General features: G+C 60.1%; 12 protein-coding genes and 1 pseudogene. 12 read left to right on the forward strand and 1 reads right to left on the reverse strand.

What is annotated here, in order from left to right:
- From QD408_RS26375 to QD408_RS26385, 3 genes and pseudogenes are all read left to right on the forward strand, one after another.
- Window positions 1–3,018: pseudogene (locus QD408_RS26375) on the forward strand (hemagglutinin repeat-containing protein); the annotation flags it as partial.
- A gap of 818 nt (window positions 3,019–3,836) precedes the next feature.
- Window positions 3,837–4,214 (forward strand): hypothetical protein, encoded by a 378-nt coding sequence (locus QD408_RS26380; RefSeq protein ID WP_414141331.1) that lies wholly within the window; start codon window positions 3,837–3,839, stop codon window positions 4,212–4,214.
- A 49-nt stretch (window positions 4,215–4,263) separates the two neighbouring features.
- Window positions 4,264–4,728, forward strand: coding sequence for a hypothetical protein (locus tag QD408_RS26385; protein WP_414141332.1), 465 nt, complete (start codon window positions 4,264–4,266; stop codon window positions 4,726–4,728).
- A gap of 64 nt (window positions 4,729–4,792) precedes the next feature.
- Here the strand turns inward: QD408_RS26385 and QD408_RS26390 are convergent, their stop codons facing one another.
- Entirely contained in the window at window positions 4,793–5,377 is a 585-nt protein-coding gene (locus QD408_RS26390) for a DUF1349 domain-containing protein (RefSeq protein WP_414141333.1), read from the reverse strand.
- 226 nt (window positions 5,378–5,603) lie between these two features.
- Between QD408_RS26390 and QD408_RS26395 the strand changes: the two genes are divergently transcribed.
- The 9 genes from QD408_RS26395 to QD408_RS26435 all read left to right on the forward strand — a co-directional run bounded on the left by QD408_RS26395 (window position 5,604) and on the right by QD408_RS26435 (window position 15,426).
- Window positions 5,604–7,130 carry an ABC transporter substrate-binding protein gene (locus QD408_RS26395; RefSeq protein ID WP_414141334.1) on the forward strand — a complete coding sequence of 509 codons (1,527 nt, stop codon included), beginning with the start codon at window positions 5,604–5,606 and terminating at the stop codon, window positions 7,128–7,130.
- Between the two features lie 243 nt (window positions 7,131–7,373).
- Window positions 7,374–8,315, forward strand: a complete 942-nt coding sequence (locus tag QD408_RS26400; protein WP_414141335.1) for an ABC transporter permease — start codon at window positions 7,374–7,376, stop codon at window positions 8,313–8,315.
- Window positions 8,315–9,184, forward strand: coding sequence for an ABC transporter permease (locus QD408_RS26405; RefSeq protein WP_088683663.1), 870 nt, complete (start codon window positions 8,315–8,317; stop codon window positions 9,182–9,184). The genes QD408_RS26400 and QD408_RS26405 overlap by 1 nt, the downstream gene beginning before the upstream one ends.
- A gap of 47 nt (window positions 9,185–9,231) precedes the next feature.
- The gene (locus QD408_RS26410; protein ID WP_088683787.1) at window positions 9,232–9,744 is read left to right on the forward strand and encodes a RidA family protein; all 513 of its coding nucleotides are present in this window, start codon (window positions 9,232–9,234) and stop codon (window positions 9,742–9,744) included.
- Between the two features lie 69 nt (window positions 9,745–9,813).
- Window positions 9,814–11,010, forward strand: coding sequence for an aminotransferase class V-fold PLP-dependent enzyme (locus tag QD408_RS26415; protein ID WP_414141336.1), 1,197 nt, complete (start codon window positions 9,814–9,816; stop codon window positions 11,008–11,010).
- Window positions 11,011–11,027: 17 nt separating this feature from the next.
- Window positions 11,028–12,884, forward strand: a complete 1,857-nt coding sequence (locus QD408_RS26420) for an ABC transporter ATP-binding protein (RefSeq protein ID WP_414141337.1) — start codon at window positions 11,028–11,030, stop codon at window positions 12,882–12,884.
- A 55-nt stretch (window positions 12,885–12,939) separates the two neighbouring features.
- Window positions 12,940–13,761 carry a bifunctional allantoicase/(S)-ureidoglycine aminohydrolase gene (locus QD408_RS26425; protein WP_088683660.1) on the forward strand — a complete coding sequence of 274 codons (822 nt, stop codon included), beginning with the start codon at window positions 12,940–12,942 and terminating at the stop codon, window positions 13,759–13,761.
- Window positions 13,762–13,886: 125 nt separating this feature from the next.
- Window positions 13,887–14,621 carry a GntR family transcriptional regulator gene (locus tag QD408_RS26430; RefSeq protein ID WP_414141338.1) on the forward strand — a complete coding sequence of 245 codons (735 nt, stop codon included), beginning with the start codon at window positions 13,887–13,889 and terminating at the stop codon, window positions 14,619–14,621.
- 19 nt (window positions 14,622–14,640) lie between these two features.
- The gene (locus QD408_RS26435; protein ID WP_414141339.1) at window positions 14,641–15,426 is read left to right on the forward strand and encodes a transporter substrate-binding domain-containing protein; all 786 of its coding nucleotides are present in this window, start codon (window positions 14,641–14,643) and stop codon (window positions 15,424–15,426) included.
- Window positions 15,427–15,448 lie beyond the last annotated feature (22 nt).

Here is a 15,448-nt window from a genome sequence, read left to right on the forward strand (position 1 = left end):
GCCGACGGCAAGCTCGCTCTCAAGGCCGACGGCGACGTGACGATCGCCGAGGCCACCGACACCGCGACCCTCGACACCAGGCTCAGCACCAAAGGCGGTTTCCTCGGCAAGAGCGAGAAGACCACCACGCATCTGGAAACGACGACAGCCGTCGGCTCCGCCATCACAGGCGGCGGCGGTGTGGACATCACCTCGGGCAAGGACACGGTCATCTCGGCTTCGAAGATCGAGGCCGGCAAGGAGGGCGGCGCCGCGGCAGACCTGAACATCACCACCGGCGGCGACCTCGTCATCGCCTCCGGAAAGGACACCAGCGCCAAGGATGACAAGGGGTCGCGCAGCGGTTTCCTGTCCAAGGGGGCGTCCAGCCACAAGAGCTATGACGAGACGACGGTCGGCTCGCAGCTGAGCGCCAGCGGTGACATCAATCTCGACGCAGGCAAGGCAGCAGTCATTGCCGGTTCGAAGGTCGATGCCGACGGCTCGATCAATGTCGCCGCTGACAGCGTTTCGATCATCGGGGCGCAGGAGACGCACGAATTCGAGGAGCAGCGCAAAAAATCCGGCTTCGGTGTCGGCGGCGGTGGCGGGTTTATTTCGATCTACGGCAGTCAGCAGAACAAGGGCGCCCAGGCCTCGACGCTGAATGTCGGCTCGGCGCTTTCCGCCGGCAAGGACGTCAACCTCACGGCGCGGGCGACCGATCTGAACATCATGGGCTCGTCTGTCGATGCCGAGAACGACATCAACCTCTCGGCCAAGCGCGACGTAAACGTCACACCCGGCGCGGAAAGCTTCTCGCAGTCCGAGCAGGAGAAGAAGTCCGGCTTCGGCATTTCCTTCGGTTCGAGCGGCGGCGGCTTCTCGGTAGGCATCGGCGCGCAGACGAGCAAGGACAGTTCGGCGCAACAATCCGACACCAATGCGGCGTCGATGCTGTCCGCCGGCCGTGACCTCAACATCTCCGCCGGTAACAACGTCAATCTGCAGGCTGCGGGAGTCGCGGCGGAGCGCGACGTCAACCTGTTTGCGGCTAAGGACATCAATCTTCTCTCGGCTGCGGATAAGACCAATTACGAGGAGATTCACGAAAAAACCTTCGCCGGCGTGACGCTCAGCGTCTCCAGCCAGTTGGGAAGTGCAGCCCAGAGCATCATGAACTCGGCCGAGCGCCTGACCGGTGACAGCCGCGTCAACGCAGTCACCAACACCACAATCGCCGCTCTCGGCTTCTATCAGGGCTACCAAGGCCTGAAGGAAGCTTATAAGCAACTGACGGACACGTCGCCTGAAGCGAAGGGCCTTAGCTTCTCGATCTCGCTTTCGGCTGGCGTCAATCATCAGGAAAACAGCTCGTCCTCGTCATCTTCGACGCCAGTCGTGACCGACATCCGTGCCGGCCGCGCGATCACCCTGGAGGCAAAGGGCGGCTCGATTACCAGCGATGGCGCACAGATCGCCGCCGGCTACGACAAGTTCGGCCTGCCGACGCTCTCTGATGATCCTCTGGCCGGCGACATCTTCTTGTCGGCGGACAAGGGCAATATCAACCTCAACGCCGCGATTGGCTCGTCGGATACATCTAGCCAGAACTCGTCCTACAGCGTCGGCGTCGGCGTCAGCTGGAAGTGCGGCACGAAGTCCGGCTGCGGCACACCCGGCGTCAACGTCAGCGGATCTTACGGCAAGGGCAATGACGGCACGACCGGGCTCACGCATTATAATACCCATGTCAATGGCACCGGCGACGTTACCATTCTCACCAACGACCTCACTCTGAGAGGCGCTACCGTTACCGGAAATTCGGTGACCGCCGCCGTCCGCAACCTGACGGTCGAAAGCCTGGTGGACACGGCGACTGCTGAGGCTCGCCAGCTCAATCTCTCCGGTTCGATCGGCTCCGACGGCTTCAGCGCATCTGGCGCGACGCAGAAGGCGACGGGCGACGCCGCCATCGTCGCCGAGCAATCCGGCATCCATGCCGGCACCGGCGGTCTTAATCTGACCATCGACAAGAAGACGACGCTCGTGGGCGGACTAATCACCAGCCAAGCTTCAGAGGAACTGAATCATCTCGAAACAGGGACACTTGAAGTCGCCGACGTCGATACCCATTCGCGCTGGAAAGCCGACACGTACGGCGCCTCGATCGGCACCAGCGGCCTGAGCCTCGCAAAGGTCAACGACGGAGAGAGCGAAACCGGCAAGGCCTATTCGGCCATTGGTGGCAACATCGGCATCACGATTACCGATCCCGAGCACCAGACGCAGGATATCGGCACGATCCGCCGCGACACTGACAACACCAACACCTCACTGCCCGGTCTGCCGGACCTGCAGAATATCCTGCGCGATCAGTACAAGACGCAGGCCGATCTGCAGGAAGCGCAGAAGACCATGGCGCTATTGGTGGGCGACATTGCTTCCGATTTGTACAAGCAGGCCCTCGATAACAAAGATCAGGCCGGGATTGAACTTTGGAAGGAAGGCGGCCAGGGCCGCGCGCTGCTGCACGCCATCGGCGGCGGCATCCTCGGGGGAGTCAACGGCTGGGAGGGAGCGATCAAAGCAGCGCTGGGCGGCGCTGCCACGACCTTGATGGCGCCGGCCATAGCTAAACTTGTCAAGGGCATGCTCAAGGGTACGAAATACGAAGGAACGCCGGAAGGCGACGCACTCGCCAAACTGATCGGCGCAACCCTTGCGGCTGGTGTGGGCGGAGCTGTGGGGGGTGCCGACGGTGCTGGATATGGTGCTGCGAACTATCAGTACAATTATCTCAAGCATGCTGAGATCGAATTGGGAGATACACTGAGAGCGAAATGTACTGACGCCGACGTTGATGCCTGCGCCCAGTTGGATAAACTGCACAAGATTGATGAGGCGCGTGATAACCAGTTGGAAGCTTGCGAAGGAAATTCGTCGGCAGACTGTGAGAAAGCTCGTCACGACGTCCGACAGGCGGCTGCCGAGATGTTCGAAGCCATTGCGACCGCCGAAGGTCCTGTCAGCCTCATCGACCAATTCATGATGATGAAAACCATTTCACAGGCCGTCGCTTATTTCGATCCCAAAGATCCTAATCAAAGTACCATAACAGCTGCGCAATGGGACATCCTGAAATCGAACAATGTCGGTGCCGCCGTTGGCGTGTTGGCCGAAGCGTTCAGGAAAGGCGACTCCCAAGGGATGGTGCTTGGCTATCAAATCTTCGTTTTGAATAAATCCATCGCTGGCCTACTGATCGCGGTGGATGCTGCTGGCGTTTCCGGTAGCAGTTTCAAAGGTACGGTTAAGACTATCACAGCTTCGGATGGAACGGTGGTCAAGGTGCCGGAGGACTATGGGGCACTATCCGCCGCAGAAGCTGCCCTCAGCGATGTTGCTGGTTTGCCCACGGGATTCGTCAGAGTGCGTGATGCGGACGGAAATATTGTTTTTGCGGGACCAAATGGAGCAATCTACAATGACATAGCGGTTGCTCAAAAAGCGGCCGTTGCTCCAGTGCCAAAACCGTTGAAGTTTGCCGACGAAGCTAAACTAGAAACCCATTTTCAGAAGCATGGGGCGGAATTTGGAGCGAATAACTCAACTGAATATCTGCAGATCGGCAGAGATATTCAGCGTTACGGTGAAAAGGTTGAATATTTGTATAAGGGAGAATTGCGAGAGGGGTATGTTCAATTCATGGGTAATACTTCGAAAGGGAAGGCGAAATTCGGTTTTGTTGGGACTGATGCGAGCGGAAATATTACCACGATTCATGTGGAGAGCGGAAATAGTTTCTGGAAAATGCTTAATGGAGATCCCATGGATAAAACAATAAGGCCTATAAAATGATATATTCTGCGATTTTAGAAAAAATTGGGGATGAAGTCGAAGAAGAGGTTTCTGTCCTTATTCAGGGAGAAAGGTTAACGTGCTTTGCTAGTTATATGCCGTATCCAACTCATATTGGAGAGGTATATCAGGTAGAACTCATCGCGTCTGTCTTTGGTGATTATATTATCGAGGAGGCCGAAGTTGAATTTCCATCAATTTGCCGGATCGGAGAAGGTTATTCATATTTAATAGTGGGTATATTGACCGATGGAAGGATTGATTGTGGTTCGCTCTCATTTGATGATGATGCCTTCTCCAAAGATTTTGGGTCCCTCCGCGGGAAAATGGTTTCCTGGAAGGTAGATCGACTGGATATCTGCTTTCTGGAATAGCATAGCATTCGCCTCAAGTGGCACGGGAAAAACGGAACCCAAGTCTGATATGACCAAGCGCATAAAAATCGGGGACATAATTCAAATTTTAACCTCGAAAGGCGTCTGCTACGCTCAGGTCACCCATAAGCATTCGCGCTATGGGCATCTGCTTCGTGTATTCGATGGCTTTCGTGCCGACAGACCCAATAATTTCGGCGAAGTAGTAACCTCTCCTGTGTTGTTTTCCGCATTCTTCCCTGTCCAAAAAGCAGTTGGCGAAGGCTTGGTGGCAAATGTCGGAAACAATAGCGTGACTGCCGCAAATTCCGTCTTTCCCATCTTTCGGACCAGTGTCCGGGATAGGGATGGGCGGCGGGGGCCTTGGTGGTTATGGAATGGCGAAACGGAAGTGATGCTGACCCGAGGCCTTTCTGATGCGGAAATGAGATATCCGGTTCGCGGTATCATCAGTGCACCCTTGCTGGTTGAGCGAATTGAGAAGGGTTATCGAGCGGAGACTCATGATTTGTAGTTTGCCATCACCGGATTATTGTTGTCAGGGCCTCTGAGTGCGACTTGACCGCCTACTGGAACCCCTAACTCAAATCATGCAGCCCTGTCGTAATCGCCGGCCTAACCGAAAATTCCGAAAACCGCACCATCAACCCACTGCGCTCCGGCGTACACGCAGCCGGTCCCACCTCATACCGCTCGGCAGCCGGGAAGGGCGCTAGCCGCAGCAGCGGCCAGAAGCTCCCGTCACGTGAAGCCTGGATGCGCATCGCTCCGTTTGCGACTGTCACGCGGATGCGGAAATCCTTGAGCTCCTTGAAGGGCTGCGTCACCGACCAGTCGGATTTTCCGTCGGTGACGACGGTGCTGAGGAAGGGTTCGCCGTCGGTGAATTCGACGCCTGTCTTCACCCAGCGTCTTTCGTCGATGCGCACCATCAGGCCGGCCTGGTCGTAGAGGGTGCGAAATTCGCCCTGGACGCGGATCTGCACGGTGAAGCTGTCGCCGGTGGGAAAGGCGAGGAAATGGCCGGTGTCGCGGGTGAAGCCGTAATAGGTTTCGCGCCAGAAATCGGTCTTTTCGTCCGTTGTCATCGTCAGGCCGGTTTCGTCGGCGTGCCAGCTGGCCGGCTCGTTCCGCCATTTTCCCGCGTTGAAATCAATGCTCATCCCATCCTCCCTTGGTTGAAACCTGGCGCCGCCGATTCTTCATGCCTGCATGATGCGCGGTCTTTGCGCAGGCGGCCAGTCGCGGCCGGTGATGTCGTGCTCTTTCAGGCGTTCCGAGCTCTGCCGACGACATAATCCGCGGCTTCGGCTTGACACGATAGTTTCCTCTCTTATTCTGTTACAAAAATATGACTTACATAATAGTGGAACTAAACGGGAGCCTATCATGAAAACACTGGTCGCATTCCTGCTCGGCACTGCGCTTGTCGCCCTGCCGTCGACCCTGCTTGCCCAGGAAAAGGGCGGCGTCATCAATGTCGCCACCATCGGCGAGCCGCCGACGCTCGATCCGATGTCGTCGACGGCCGATCTCGTCGGCATCGTCACGCAGCATATTTTTGAAACGCTCTACACTTTCGACAAGAGCTGGAATGTCACGCCGCTTCTGGCCGAAAGCCTGCCCGAGATCAGCGCCGACGGCAAAACCTATACGATCAAGCTCAGGACCGGCATCAAGTTCCACGACAACAGCGACATGACCTCGGAAGATGTCGTCGCCTCGCTCGGCCGCTGGATGAAGATCGCCTCGCGCGGCAAGCAGGTGGCAGGCTTCATCGACAAGATCACCGCGACCGACCAGGCGACCGTCACGATCACGCTGAAGCAACCTTATGCGCCGCTGACCTCGCTGCTCGCCTTCAACAATTCGGCCGCGATCATCAYCCCCGCCGAAAAGCAGGACGAGCCGATGAAGGACTTCATCGGCACCGGTCCCTATATGCTGAAGGAGCGCAAGGCCGACCAGTATATCCAGCTCGTCCGCTTCGACGGCTACAAGCCGCGCGAAGGCGATAGCAACGGTTATGGCGGCGCCCGACATCAGTATCTCGATGAAATCCGCTTCGTGCCGGTGCCGGACCCGAACACCCGCGTCGAAGCCGCCGTTTCCGGCCAGTATGATTATGTCGACTCGATTCCGGTTGAATCCTACGACAAGCTGAAGGCCTCCACAGCCTCGCAGCCGGTCATGCTGAAGCCCTTCGGTTATCCGGTCTTCGTCTTCAACACGAAGGAGGGTGTTGCCGGGAATGTCGAGGTTCGCAAGGCGATCCGCCAGGCGCTCAGCATGGAAGACATGCTGGCCGCAGCCTTTGGCGGCACGGATTTCTATGCGCTCGACGGCTCGATCTATCCGAAGACCTTTGCCTGGTCGACGGATGCCGGCGTCGAGGGGGCTTACAATGTCGCCGATCCGGAAGGGGCGGCGGCTGCCGCCAAGAAGGCCGGTTACAATGGGGAGCCGATCCGCATCCTGACCAGCCGGCAGTACGAGTTCCACTACAAGATGGCGCAGGTCGCCGCCGAATATCTGAAGCTTGCCGGCTTCACCGTCGATATGCAGGTGGTGGACTGGGCGACGCTGACGCAGCGCCGCACCGATCCGAAGCTCTGGGATATCTACATCACCCACAGCCCCTTCCTGCCGGAGCCGGCTCTCATCGGCTCGCTCTCGACCAGCTCGCCGGGCTGGTGGGACACGCCGGCCCGCAAGGCTGCGGTGGATGCCTTCACTTCCGAAGTCGATCCGAAGAAGCGGGTGGCGCTCTGGGCCGATGTCCAGAAGGCGGTTTATGCAGATGCGCCCTTCATGAAGATCGGCGATTTCAATGCCGTCTCGGCAAAGTCGGTCAAGCTCGAAGGTGTCGATCCGGCTCCGTGGCCGTATTTCTGGAACGCTTCGATCAAGAAGTGATGGGGTGATTCCTGTGCCCACCAGTCGCTCCCTCATTCCCTTCCTCGGGCTTTGCCCGAGGGACGTCACAGGAATCCAGTGCGCCCAAGTCCTTGGGCGCGGAGGACTCTTTGACCGAATAAGGGTCAATCACGGCGCGGACGCGCCGTGGCTGGATCCCTGTGACAAGCACAGGGATGAGGGGCGGTGGGTGGCGGATTCCGTCTCGATGCCACATGCACCGATGGTAGGAGCAAGGTTCGGATGATCCGCTACATCCTCCAGCGCCTGTTCGGCATGATCGTCGTGATGTTCCTCGTCGTCACGATCGTCTTCGTCATCGTGCGCGTGACACCGGGAGATCCAGCCGCCGTCATGCTCGGCCCGGATGCGACGCCGCAGGATATTGCTGATCTCAGAAGCCGGCTCGGTCTCGATCAGTCGCTCGGCCTGCAATATGTCTATTACATCGGCCAGTTGCTGAAGGGCGATCTCGGCCAGTCGATCTTTCTCAACATGCCGGTTACTTCGGCCCTGCTCGACCGCGCCGAACCGACCTTCTTCCTGACTCTGTTCTCGCTCGTCATCGCCAGCGTCATCGCGCTGCCGATCGGCATTTATGCCGCCTATCGGCGTGGCTCCTTCGTCGACCAGGCGGCAACGACGCTCGCCATGTTCGCCGCCAGCATTCCGAGCTTCTGGCTCGGCCTCATCCTGATGCAGTTCTTCGCCGTCAGGCTCAACCTCTTCCCGGTCTCCGGTTATGGCGGCCCGGGCTCAAGCTTCCTCGAGCGCATGTATCACCTGACGCTGCCGGCCTTTGCGCTCGGCATCGTCTCCTCGGCGCTGATCCTGCGCTTCACCCGCGCCTCGATGCTCGATGTGCTCGGCGACGATTATATCCGCACGGCGCGCGCCAAGGGGCTGATCGAGCGCAAGGTCATCCTCAAGCACGCGCTGAAAAATGCGCTGATCCCGATCCTGACGGTGATCGGCCTGACGGCGGCGGTGCTGATTTCGGGCGCCGTCGTTACCGAGACCGTCTTCGGCCTGCCGGGTGTCGGTAATCTCGTCGTCTCGGCGGTTCTGCGCCGCGACTATCCCGTCATCCAGGGCGCGCTGCTCGTCATCGCCGCCCTTTACGTGCTGATCAATTTTGCGATCGACATGCTCTACCTGCTGGTCGATCCGAGGGTGCGCTACTGATGGCCGATATCGCAATCAAGCCCGTCGAAAGCGAAGGCAGCAAATTCGCCAGGCGCCTGCTGAAGCGCAAGACGGTCGCCTTCGGCCTGCTGATCCTGACGATTTTCGTGCTGCTCGCAGCCTTCGCGCCTGTCGTGGCACCTTACTCGCCGTCGAAGCTTTCCATCGTCAACCGGCTGAAGCCGCCGAGCGAGATCTTCTTCTTCGGCACGGACGAATTCGGCCGCGACGTCTTCTCGCGCACGATCTTCGCCGGGCGTCTGTCGCTGCTGGTCGGTGCTGCGGTCGTCGCTCTTTCGGCGCTGATCGGCGTCACCCTTGGCCTGCTCGCCGGCTTCTTCCAGAAGCTCGATACGCCGATCGCCCGGCTGATCGATGCGATGATGGCATTTCCCGATATTCTGCTGGCGATCGCGCTCGTCGCCGCCCTCGGTCCGTCGCTGACGACCGTCATCATCGCGCTGTCGATCGTCTATGCGCCACGCCTTGCCCGCATCGTCCGTGCCTCGACGCTCGTCATTCGTGAGCTGCCCTATGTCGAGGCGGCGAGGGCGCTTGGGATTTCGACCTTCCACATCATGACGCGGCATGTACTGCGCAATCTGCTGTCGCCGATCCTGGTGCAGGGCACATTCCTCTTCGCCAGCGCCATGCTCGCCGAAGCCGGCCTGTCTTTCCTCGGCCTCGGCGTCAGCCCCGAGATCCCGACCTGGGGAACGATGATCGCCGCCGGCCGGCAATATATCGGCCAGGCCGATTGGATGACGCTCTTTCCCGGTGTCGCGATCATCCTCTCCGTGCTGTCGCTGCAGATGGTCGGCGACGGCCTGAGGGACATGCTCGATCCAAGACTTCGCAAGGACCTTTAATCCGCCGACGAAACGTCGGCCAAATGACATTCGCCAATCGAATTCGCATGACAGGAGTTAGCGTGAATCAGTTTCCCGCCGCAGACACGGTTGAGAGCTCGCCCTATGAACGGCTTGCCGCGCTCGGCATCGAGCTTCCGCCGCCGCCGCCGCCGATCGCCAATTTCGTGACGCATGTGCTGGAGGGTAACATGCTCTATCTCTCCGGCCAGGGCCCGCGCGAGGCCGACGGCTATCTGCATGCCGGCAAGGTCGGCGCCGGCGGCGTCGGTGTCGAAGAGGCCTATGGCCATGCGCGGCTGACCGGTATCAATCTGCTGTCGGTCATGCATGACGCGCTTGGCGATCTTTCCCGGGTCAAGCGGGTGGTCAAGCTGCTCGGCATGGTCAATGCCGTGCCCGATTTCGAGGATCATCCGAGCGTCATCAACGGCTGCTCGGATCTCTTGATCGAAGTCTTCGGGCCGGCCGGCGAACATGCCCGTTCGGCCGTCGGCTTCGGCTCGCTGCCGGGCAACATCACCGTCGAGATCGAGGCCATCGTCGCCTTGCACGGCTGATGAGACCTTTCATATTTAGAGCAGCGTTCCATCTTATGCCGCTGCCGGCCCGGAATTCTGGAGAACTTCATGCCCACTGATATGAGACCATCGATCGGCCTTCGCCCCGTCATCAACGTATCGGGCACGATGACCAGCCTCGGCGCCTCCATCGTCGTGCCGGAAGCGATCGAGGCGATGGCGTCGATCCTGCCGCATTTCGTCGAGATCAACGACCTGCAGCGCAAGGCAAGCGCCGTCATTGCCCGGCTGACCGGCGGCGAGGCAGGCTTCGTCACCGCCTCCTGCTCGGCCGGCATTTCACTCGCCGTCGCCGGCGCCATCACTGGCGACAATCTGCTGGCGATCGAGAAGCTGCCGGATGCCGTGCCCGAAAAGAACGAGGTGCTGGTGCAGATGGGCCATGTGGTGAGCTATGGCGCGCCCGTCGACCAGGCGATCCGGCTTGCCGGCGGCAAGGTCGTGCTTGTGGGACAGGCGACTTCGACCCATCGCTTCCACATGGAAAACGCCATCACCGACAAGACGGCTGCCGCCGTCTATGTCGTTTCCCATCATGTCGTCGACTACGGCCTCTTGAACCTCAAGGAATTCGTCGAGATCGCCCATGCCAAGGGTGTGCCCGTCATCGTCGACGCGGCCTCGGAATATGATCTCAGGATCTTCCTGGAGCAGGGGGCCGATATCGCGCTCTATTCCGGCCACAAGTTCCTCGGCGGTCCGACCTCGGGCATCGTGGCCGGCCGGAAAGAGCAGGTGCGCCATGCCTTCCTGCAGAATATGGGCATCGGCCGCGGCATGAAGGTCGGCAAGGAGAGCATCTTTGGCGTCATGGCCGCACTCGAAGCCTGGGAGCGCCGCGATCATGCCGGCATCCGGGAGCGCGAAACCGGCTATCTCAACCTTTGGAAAAAGACGCTCGACGGCCGTCCCGGCGTCACCGCACTGATCGAGCCCGACCCGACCAACAACCCACTCGACCGGCTGCGTCTCATCGTCGACCCAGAGCAGGCCCATATCACCGCCTGGGATCTGGCCGATGCGCTCGCCAAGGGCAGTCCGCCGATCATCGTGCGCGATCATGAGGTCGAGCACCGCTATTTCTATCTCGATCCGTGCAACCTGCATCCGGGCCAGGAAGTGATCGTTGCAAACCGCCTCGGTGAGGAACTCGACAAGGCGCGCGCCTCGAACGAGATCATCGCCACGCCCATCGAAAACCGCAGCCGGCACCGTTTCGACGGGTTGCTGCGCTGGCCGGATTGAACCCGAGAGGAGCCGATATGGTCAGCGTCCAGCCGCAACCGATAGAGACAGCCGCTCCCGTCCTTTCCGTCGACAGGCTGACGACGTCGTTCCTGGTGGACGGCGCCTGGAAACCGGTCGTGCGCGACGTCTCCTTCACCGTCGCGCCGGCCGAAACGGTAGCGATCGTCGGTGAATCCGGCTCGGGAAAGAGCGTTACGTCGCTGTCGATCATGCGGCTGTTGCAGGCCGACACCAGCCGCATCGAGGGCCGCGTCATGCTTGGTGGACGCGACCTGCTGGCCTTGCCGGAACATGCCATGCGGCAGGTGCGCGGCAATGAGGTGGCGATGATCTTCCAGGAGCCGATGACATCGCTCAATCCGCTCTTCACCATCGGCGACCAGATTTCCGAAGCGCTGCTCTGCCATTCCGATATGAGCAAGGCAGATGCCAGGGCTGAGACGATCAGGCTGCTGGAGAAGGTCCGCATCCCCTCGGCCGCGTCGCGATTCGACGAATATCCGCATCGTTTTTCCGGCGGCATGCGCCAGCGGGTGATGATCGCAATGGCGCTCGCCAGCCGGCCGAAGCTCCTGATCGCCGACGAGCCGACGACGGCGCTCGACGTGACGATCCAGGGCCAAATCCTCGATCTCATCAAGATGCTGCAGGACGAGGAGGGAACCTCCGTTCTCTTCATCACCCATGATATGGGCGTCGTTGCCGAGATCGCCGACAGGACTGTCGTGATGTATCGCGGTGAACAGGTCGAAAGCGGCGCCACCGCCGATATCTTCCATCGCGGCAGACATCCCTATACGAGAGCTTTGCTTTCTGCCGTACCGGTGCTCGGCTCGATGCAGGGCCGGCAAAGACCGCTGCGTTTTCCCGTGGTCAATACGGCGACGGGTGAATCGGACATTCCCGCCGAGGCGGCCGATACGGTGGCGGCAAAGCCGGTGCTGCAGGTGAAAAACCTCACCAAGCGCTTCGACATTCATTCCGGCCTCTTCAATCGGCTGACCAGCCGGGTGCATGCGGTCGAAAACGTCTCCTTCGATCTTCATGCCGGCGAGACGCTGTCGCTCGTCGGTGAATCCGGCTGCGGCAAATCGACGACCGGCCGCGCCATCATGCGGCTCATCGAGCCGCAGGCCGGCTCCGTTCTGGTCGAGGGTAGGGAGGTGCTCGGCCTCGACAGGAAGGATCTGCGTGAGATGCGCAAATCCGTGCAGATGATCTTTCAGGATCCGTTCGCCAGCCTCAATCCGCGCATGACGGTCGGCGCGTCGATCGCCGAACCCTATATCGAGCATGGGATGGGCAGTGCGAAACAGGCTAGGGAGGTCGTCGCCGACTTGCTCGTGAAGGTCGGTCTGTCCCCCGATATGGCGTCGCGTTATCCGCATGAATTTTCCGGCGGCCAGCGTCAGCGTATCTGTATTGCCCGGGCGCTTGCCTTGCGGCCAAAGGTGATCGTCGCCGATGAAAGCGTTTCGGCACTCGATGTTTCGATCAAGGCGCAGGTCATCAACCTGATGCTGGACCTGCAGCAGAGCCTCAACCTCGCCTTCCTGTTCATCTCGCACGACATGGCGGTGGTCGAGCGCGTCAGCCATCGCGTCGCGGTGATGTATCTCGGCGAGATCGTCGAGATCGGCCCGCGCGCCGCCGTCTTCGAAAATCCGCAGCACCCCTATACGAAGAAGCTGATTTCAGCCGTGCCAGTGCCCGATCCGGATCGTCGTCACGAAAAGCGGATGGTGGCCAATGACGAGATCAAGAGCCCGATGCGCCCGGTCGACTATCAGCCACCGAGCGCCTCCTATCGCGAGGTCGGGCCGGGCCATCTGGTGATGGCCGATCGCTCGTCCGGGTTGGGAGTTGCCTAATGGATCAGCGGCGCATAAAGCAGATGTAGAGACACCTGCCTGGAAAGCCGTACAAATGGACAAGACAGAGTATTATTCGAAGCTTGGCGGTTTGCCGCCACAGACCCAGCTGCTTTCCGGCCGAGCCGTTTTCACCACGGCTTACGCGGTCATCCCCCGCGGTGTCATGAGCGACATTGTCACGAGCCTCCTTCCACATTGGACGGGAACGCGGGCATGGGTTCTCTCGCGGCCGCTTTCCGGTTTCTCCGAGACCTTCTCGCAATATATCATGGAGGTTCAGCCGGGCGGCGGGAGCGACCGGCCGGAGCCCGACAAACGCGCCGAAGCCGTGCTCTTCGTCGTCGAAGGCGGCATGACGGTGGAACTCGACGGCGTCAGCCATGCGCTGCGCGCCGGCTCCTTCGCCTATCTCCCGGCCGGCTCGGCCTGGCGCCTGAAAAACGACGGCTCGACCGCGGCGATCTTCCACTGGGTCAGGAAAGCGTTTCAGGAGGTCGAGGGGCTGGAGCCGCCGCCGGCGATCTTTACGCATGAGGACGACCATCCGATCCGGGCCATGCCCGACACCGACGGGCGCTGGGGCACGACCCGCTTCATCGACCCGGCCGATGTGCGCTACGACATGCACGTCAATATCGTGACCCTGGAGCCGGGCGCGGTGATCCCCTTCATGGAAACCCATGTCATGGAGCACGGGCTCTATGTGCTGGAAGGCAAGGCGGTTTATCGCCTGAACCAGGATTGGGTCGAGGTCGAGGCCGGCGACTTCATGTGGCTGCGCGCCTTCTGCCCGCAGGCATGCTACGCCGGTGGCCCCGGCCGGTTCCGATACTTGCTCTACAAGGACGTCAACCGGCACATGAAGCTCTGGTAGGAGCGGCGCGCCTAATTTACGCTCAGTCGTGCATCGCCAGCGCGCAAAATATGTGCAGCAGAGCCGGGATCTCCTGAAAATCCTGAGCACGGGATTTTGGCACGTGCTTTGCTTTTCTGTCTTGTATGCAAGATAGCCACGCATCCGAGACCACGCAGAAGACCATCGAGGAGACGATCGTCTCCGGGATTCTTTCAGCCAGGATTCGTCCCGGTACGCGTCTCAGCGAAAACCAGCTGGCTACACTTTTCGGCGTGTCTCGCACCCGCGTGCGTGAAGCCATGATGCGGCTGGAAACGCGCGGCATCGTCCATGTCAGCCCGAGACGTGGCTGGTTCGTCGTCGAGCCCTCCGCCGAAGATGCGATTGCGGTCTATGAGGCGCGGCGCGTCATCGAGGCCGGATTGCTGCGCAGCATGCGGTCGCTGACGGATGCGGGACACGAAGCTCTCGCAGCGCATTTGAACGAGGAAAAGGGCGCGCTGGCTTCCGGCGACCGCCAGCGTCTCACCTATTTGATGGGCGATTTCCACATCCGTATCGCGGAACTGAGCGGAAACGGCATCCTGGTCGATATCCTGCGCGACCTGACGGCGAGGACCATCCTCATTTCGATGCTCTATCAGTCCGAGTTTCATGCGGCACAGTCTCACGACGGGCATTGCCGCATTTTCGAGGCCATGCAGGCCGGCGATTTCGTCAGAGCTGCGGAGCTCTCCGTCGAACATCTGGACGAGGTGGAAATGGGTCTCGACCTTACCTCACGCCCGGATCCGCTCTCGGAATTGCGCAACTCCCTGTCGCTCCCTCCCAGAACCGTGTCTCCCGTTTCCCAACCGTTCAGACCTAAAAAGCCATAACCTCAAAGGAGAAACCAACATGCTGACAAGAAGAGTTTTCTTCGCAATCGCGACGCTCGCGGCAAGCTTCGGCTTCGCCCCTGCCTCTCACGCCGATGCTCTTGCCGACATCACGGCGCGCGGTACGCTGCGTGTCGCCGTACCCCAGGATTTTCCGCCTTTCGGCAGCGTCGGAACCGATATGGCGCCGATGGGCTACGATATCGATGTGGCCAATCTCATCGCTGAAAAGCTGGGCGTCAAAACCGAACTCGTGCCGGTCACCAGCGCCAACCGGATTCCCTACCTGCAGACGAACAAGGTCGATCTGGTCATTTCGAGCCTTGGCAAGAATGCCGAGCGGGAAAAAGTGATCGACTTCACCGCTGCCTATGCCCCCTTCTTCAACGGCGTCTTCGGGCCGGCCGATCTTTCGGTCGCCAAGGCGGAAGATCTCGCGGGCAAGAGCATCGGCGTCACGCGTGGCGCAGTGGAGGATCTCGAGCTGACGAAAATCGCGCCGGCCGACGCAACGATCAAGCGTTATGAGGACAATAACGGCACCATCTCGGCGTTCCTGTCCGGCCAGGTCGATATCGTTGCGACCGGCAACGTCGTGGCCGCCGCGATCCTCGCCAAGAACCCTCCCAAGCGTCCCGAGCTGAAGTTCCTCATCAAGAATTCGCCCTGCTACATCGGTCTCAACAAGGAACAGCCGGCCCTTCTGGAGAAGGTAAACGGCATTATCGCCGCCGCCAAAACCGACGGCAGCCTGAACGCCATTTCGCAGAAGTGGCTCGGCGCCGACCTCCCGTCGGATCTGTAACGATCAAATCTCACATCCGTCA

The organism is Rhizobium sp. BR 249 (assembly GCF_047445895.1).
Classification (GTDB): domain Bacteria; phylum Pseudomonadota; class Alphaproteobacteria; order Rhizobiales; family Rhizobiaceae; genus Rhizobium.

What these genes read in the sequence shown, in the direction of transcription:
- QD408_RS26430 (WP_414141338.1), top strand. Translation starts at nt 13,887, where the DNA reads ATGCAAGATAGCCACGCATCCGAGACCACGCAGAAGACCATCGAGGAG.
- QD408_RS26410 (WP_088683787.1), top strand. Translation starts at nt 9,232, where the DNA reads ATGACAGGAGTTAGCGTGAATCAGTTTCCCGCCGCAGACACGGTTGAG.
- QD408_RS26425 (WP_088683660.1), top strand. Translation starts at nt 12,940, where the DNA reads ATGGACAAGACAGAGTATTATTCGAAGCTTGGCGGTTTGCCGCCACAG.
- QD408_RS26420 (WP_414141337.1), top strand. Translation starts at nt 11,028, where the DNA reads ATGGTCAGCGTCCAGCCGCAACCGATAGAGACAGCCGCTCCCGTCCTT.
- QD408_RS26390 (WP_414141333.1), bottom strand. Translation starts at nt 5,377, where the DNA reads ATGAGCATTGATTTCAACGCGGGAAAATGGCGGAACGAGCCGGCCAGC.
- QD408_RS26380 (WP_414141331.1), top strand. Translation starts at nt 3,837, where the DNA reads ATGATATATTCTGCGATTTTAGAAAAAATTGGGGATGAAGTCGAAGAA.
- QD408_RS26385 (WP_414141332.1), top strand. Translation starts at nt 4,264, where the DNA reads ATGACCAAGCGCATAAAAATCGGGGACATAATTCAAATTTTAACCTCG.
- QD408_RS26400 (WP_414141335.1), top strand. Translation starts at nt 7,374, where the DNA reads ATGATCCGCTACATCCTCCAGCGCCTGTTCGGCATGATCGTCGTGATG.
- QD408_RS26405 (WP_088683663.1), top strand. Translation starts at nt 8,315, where the DNA reads ATGGCCGATATCGCAATCAAGCCCGTCGAAAGCGAAGGCAGCAAATTC.
- QD408_RS26415 (WP_414141336.1), top strand. Translation starts at nt 9,814, where the DNA reads ATGCCCACTGATATGAGACCATCGATCGGCCTTCGCCCCGTCATCAAC.
- QD408_RS26435 (WP_414141339.1), top strand. Translation starts at nt 14,641, where the DNA reads ATGCTGACAAGAAGAGTTTTCTTCGCAATCGCGACGCTCGCGGCAAGC.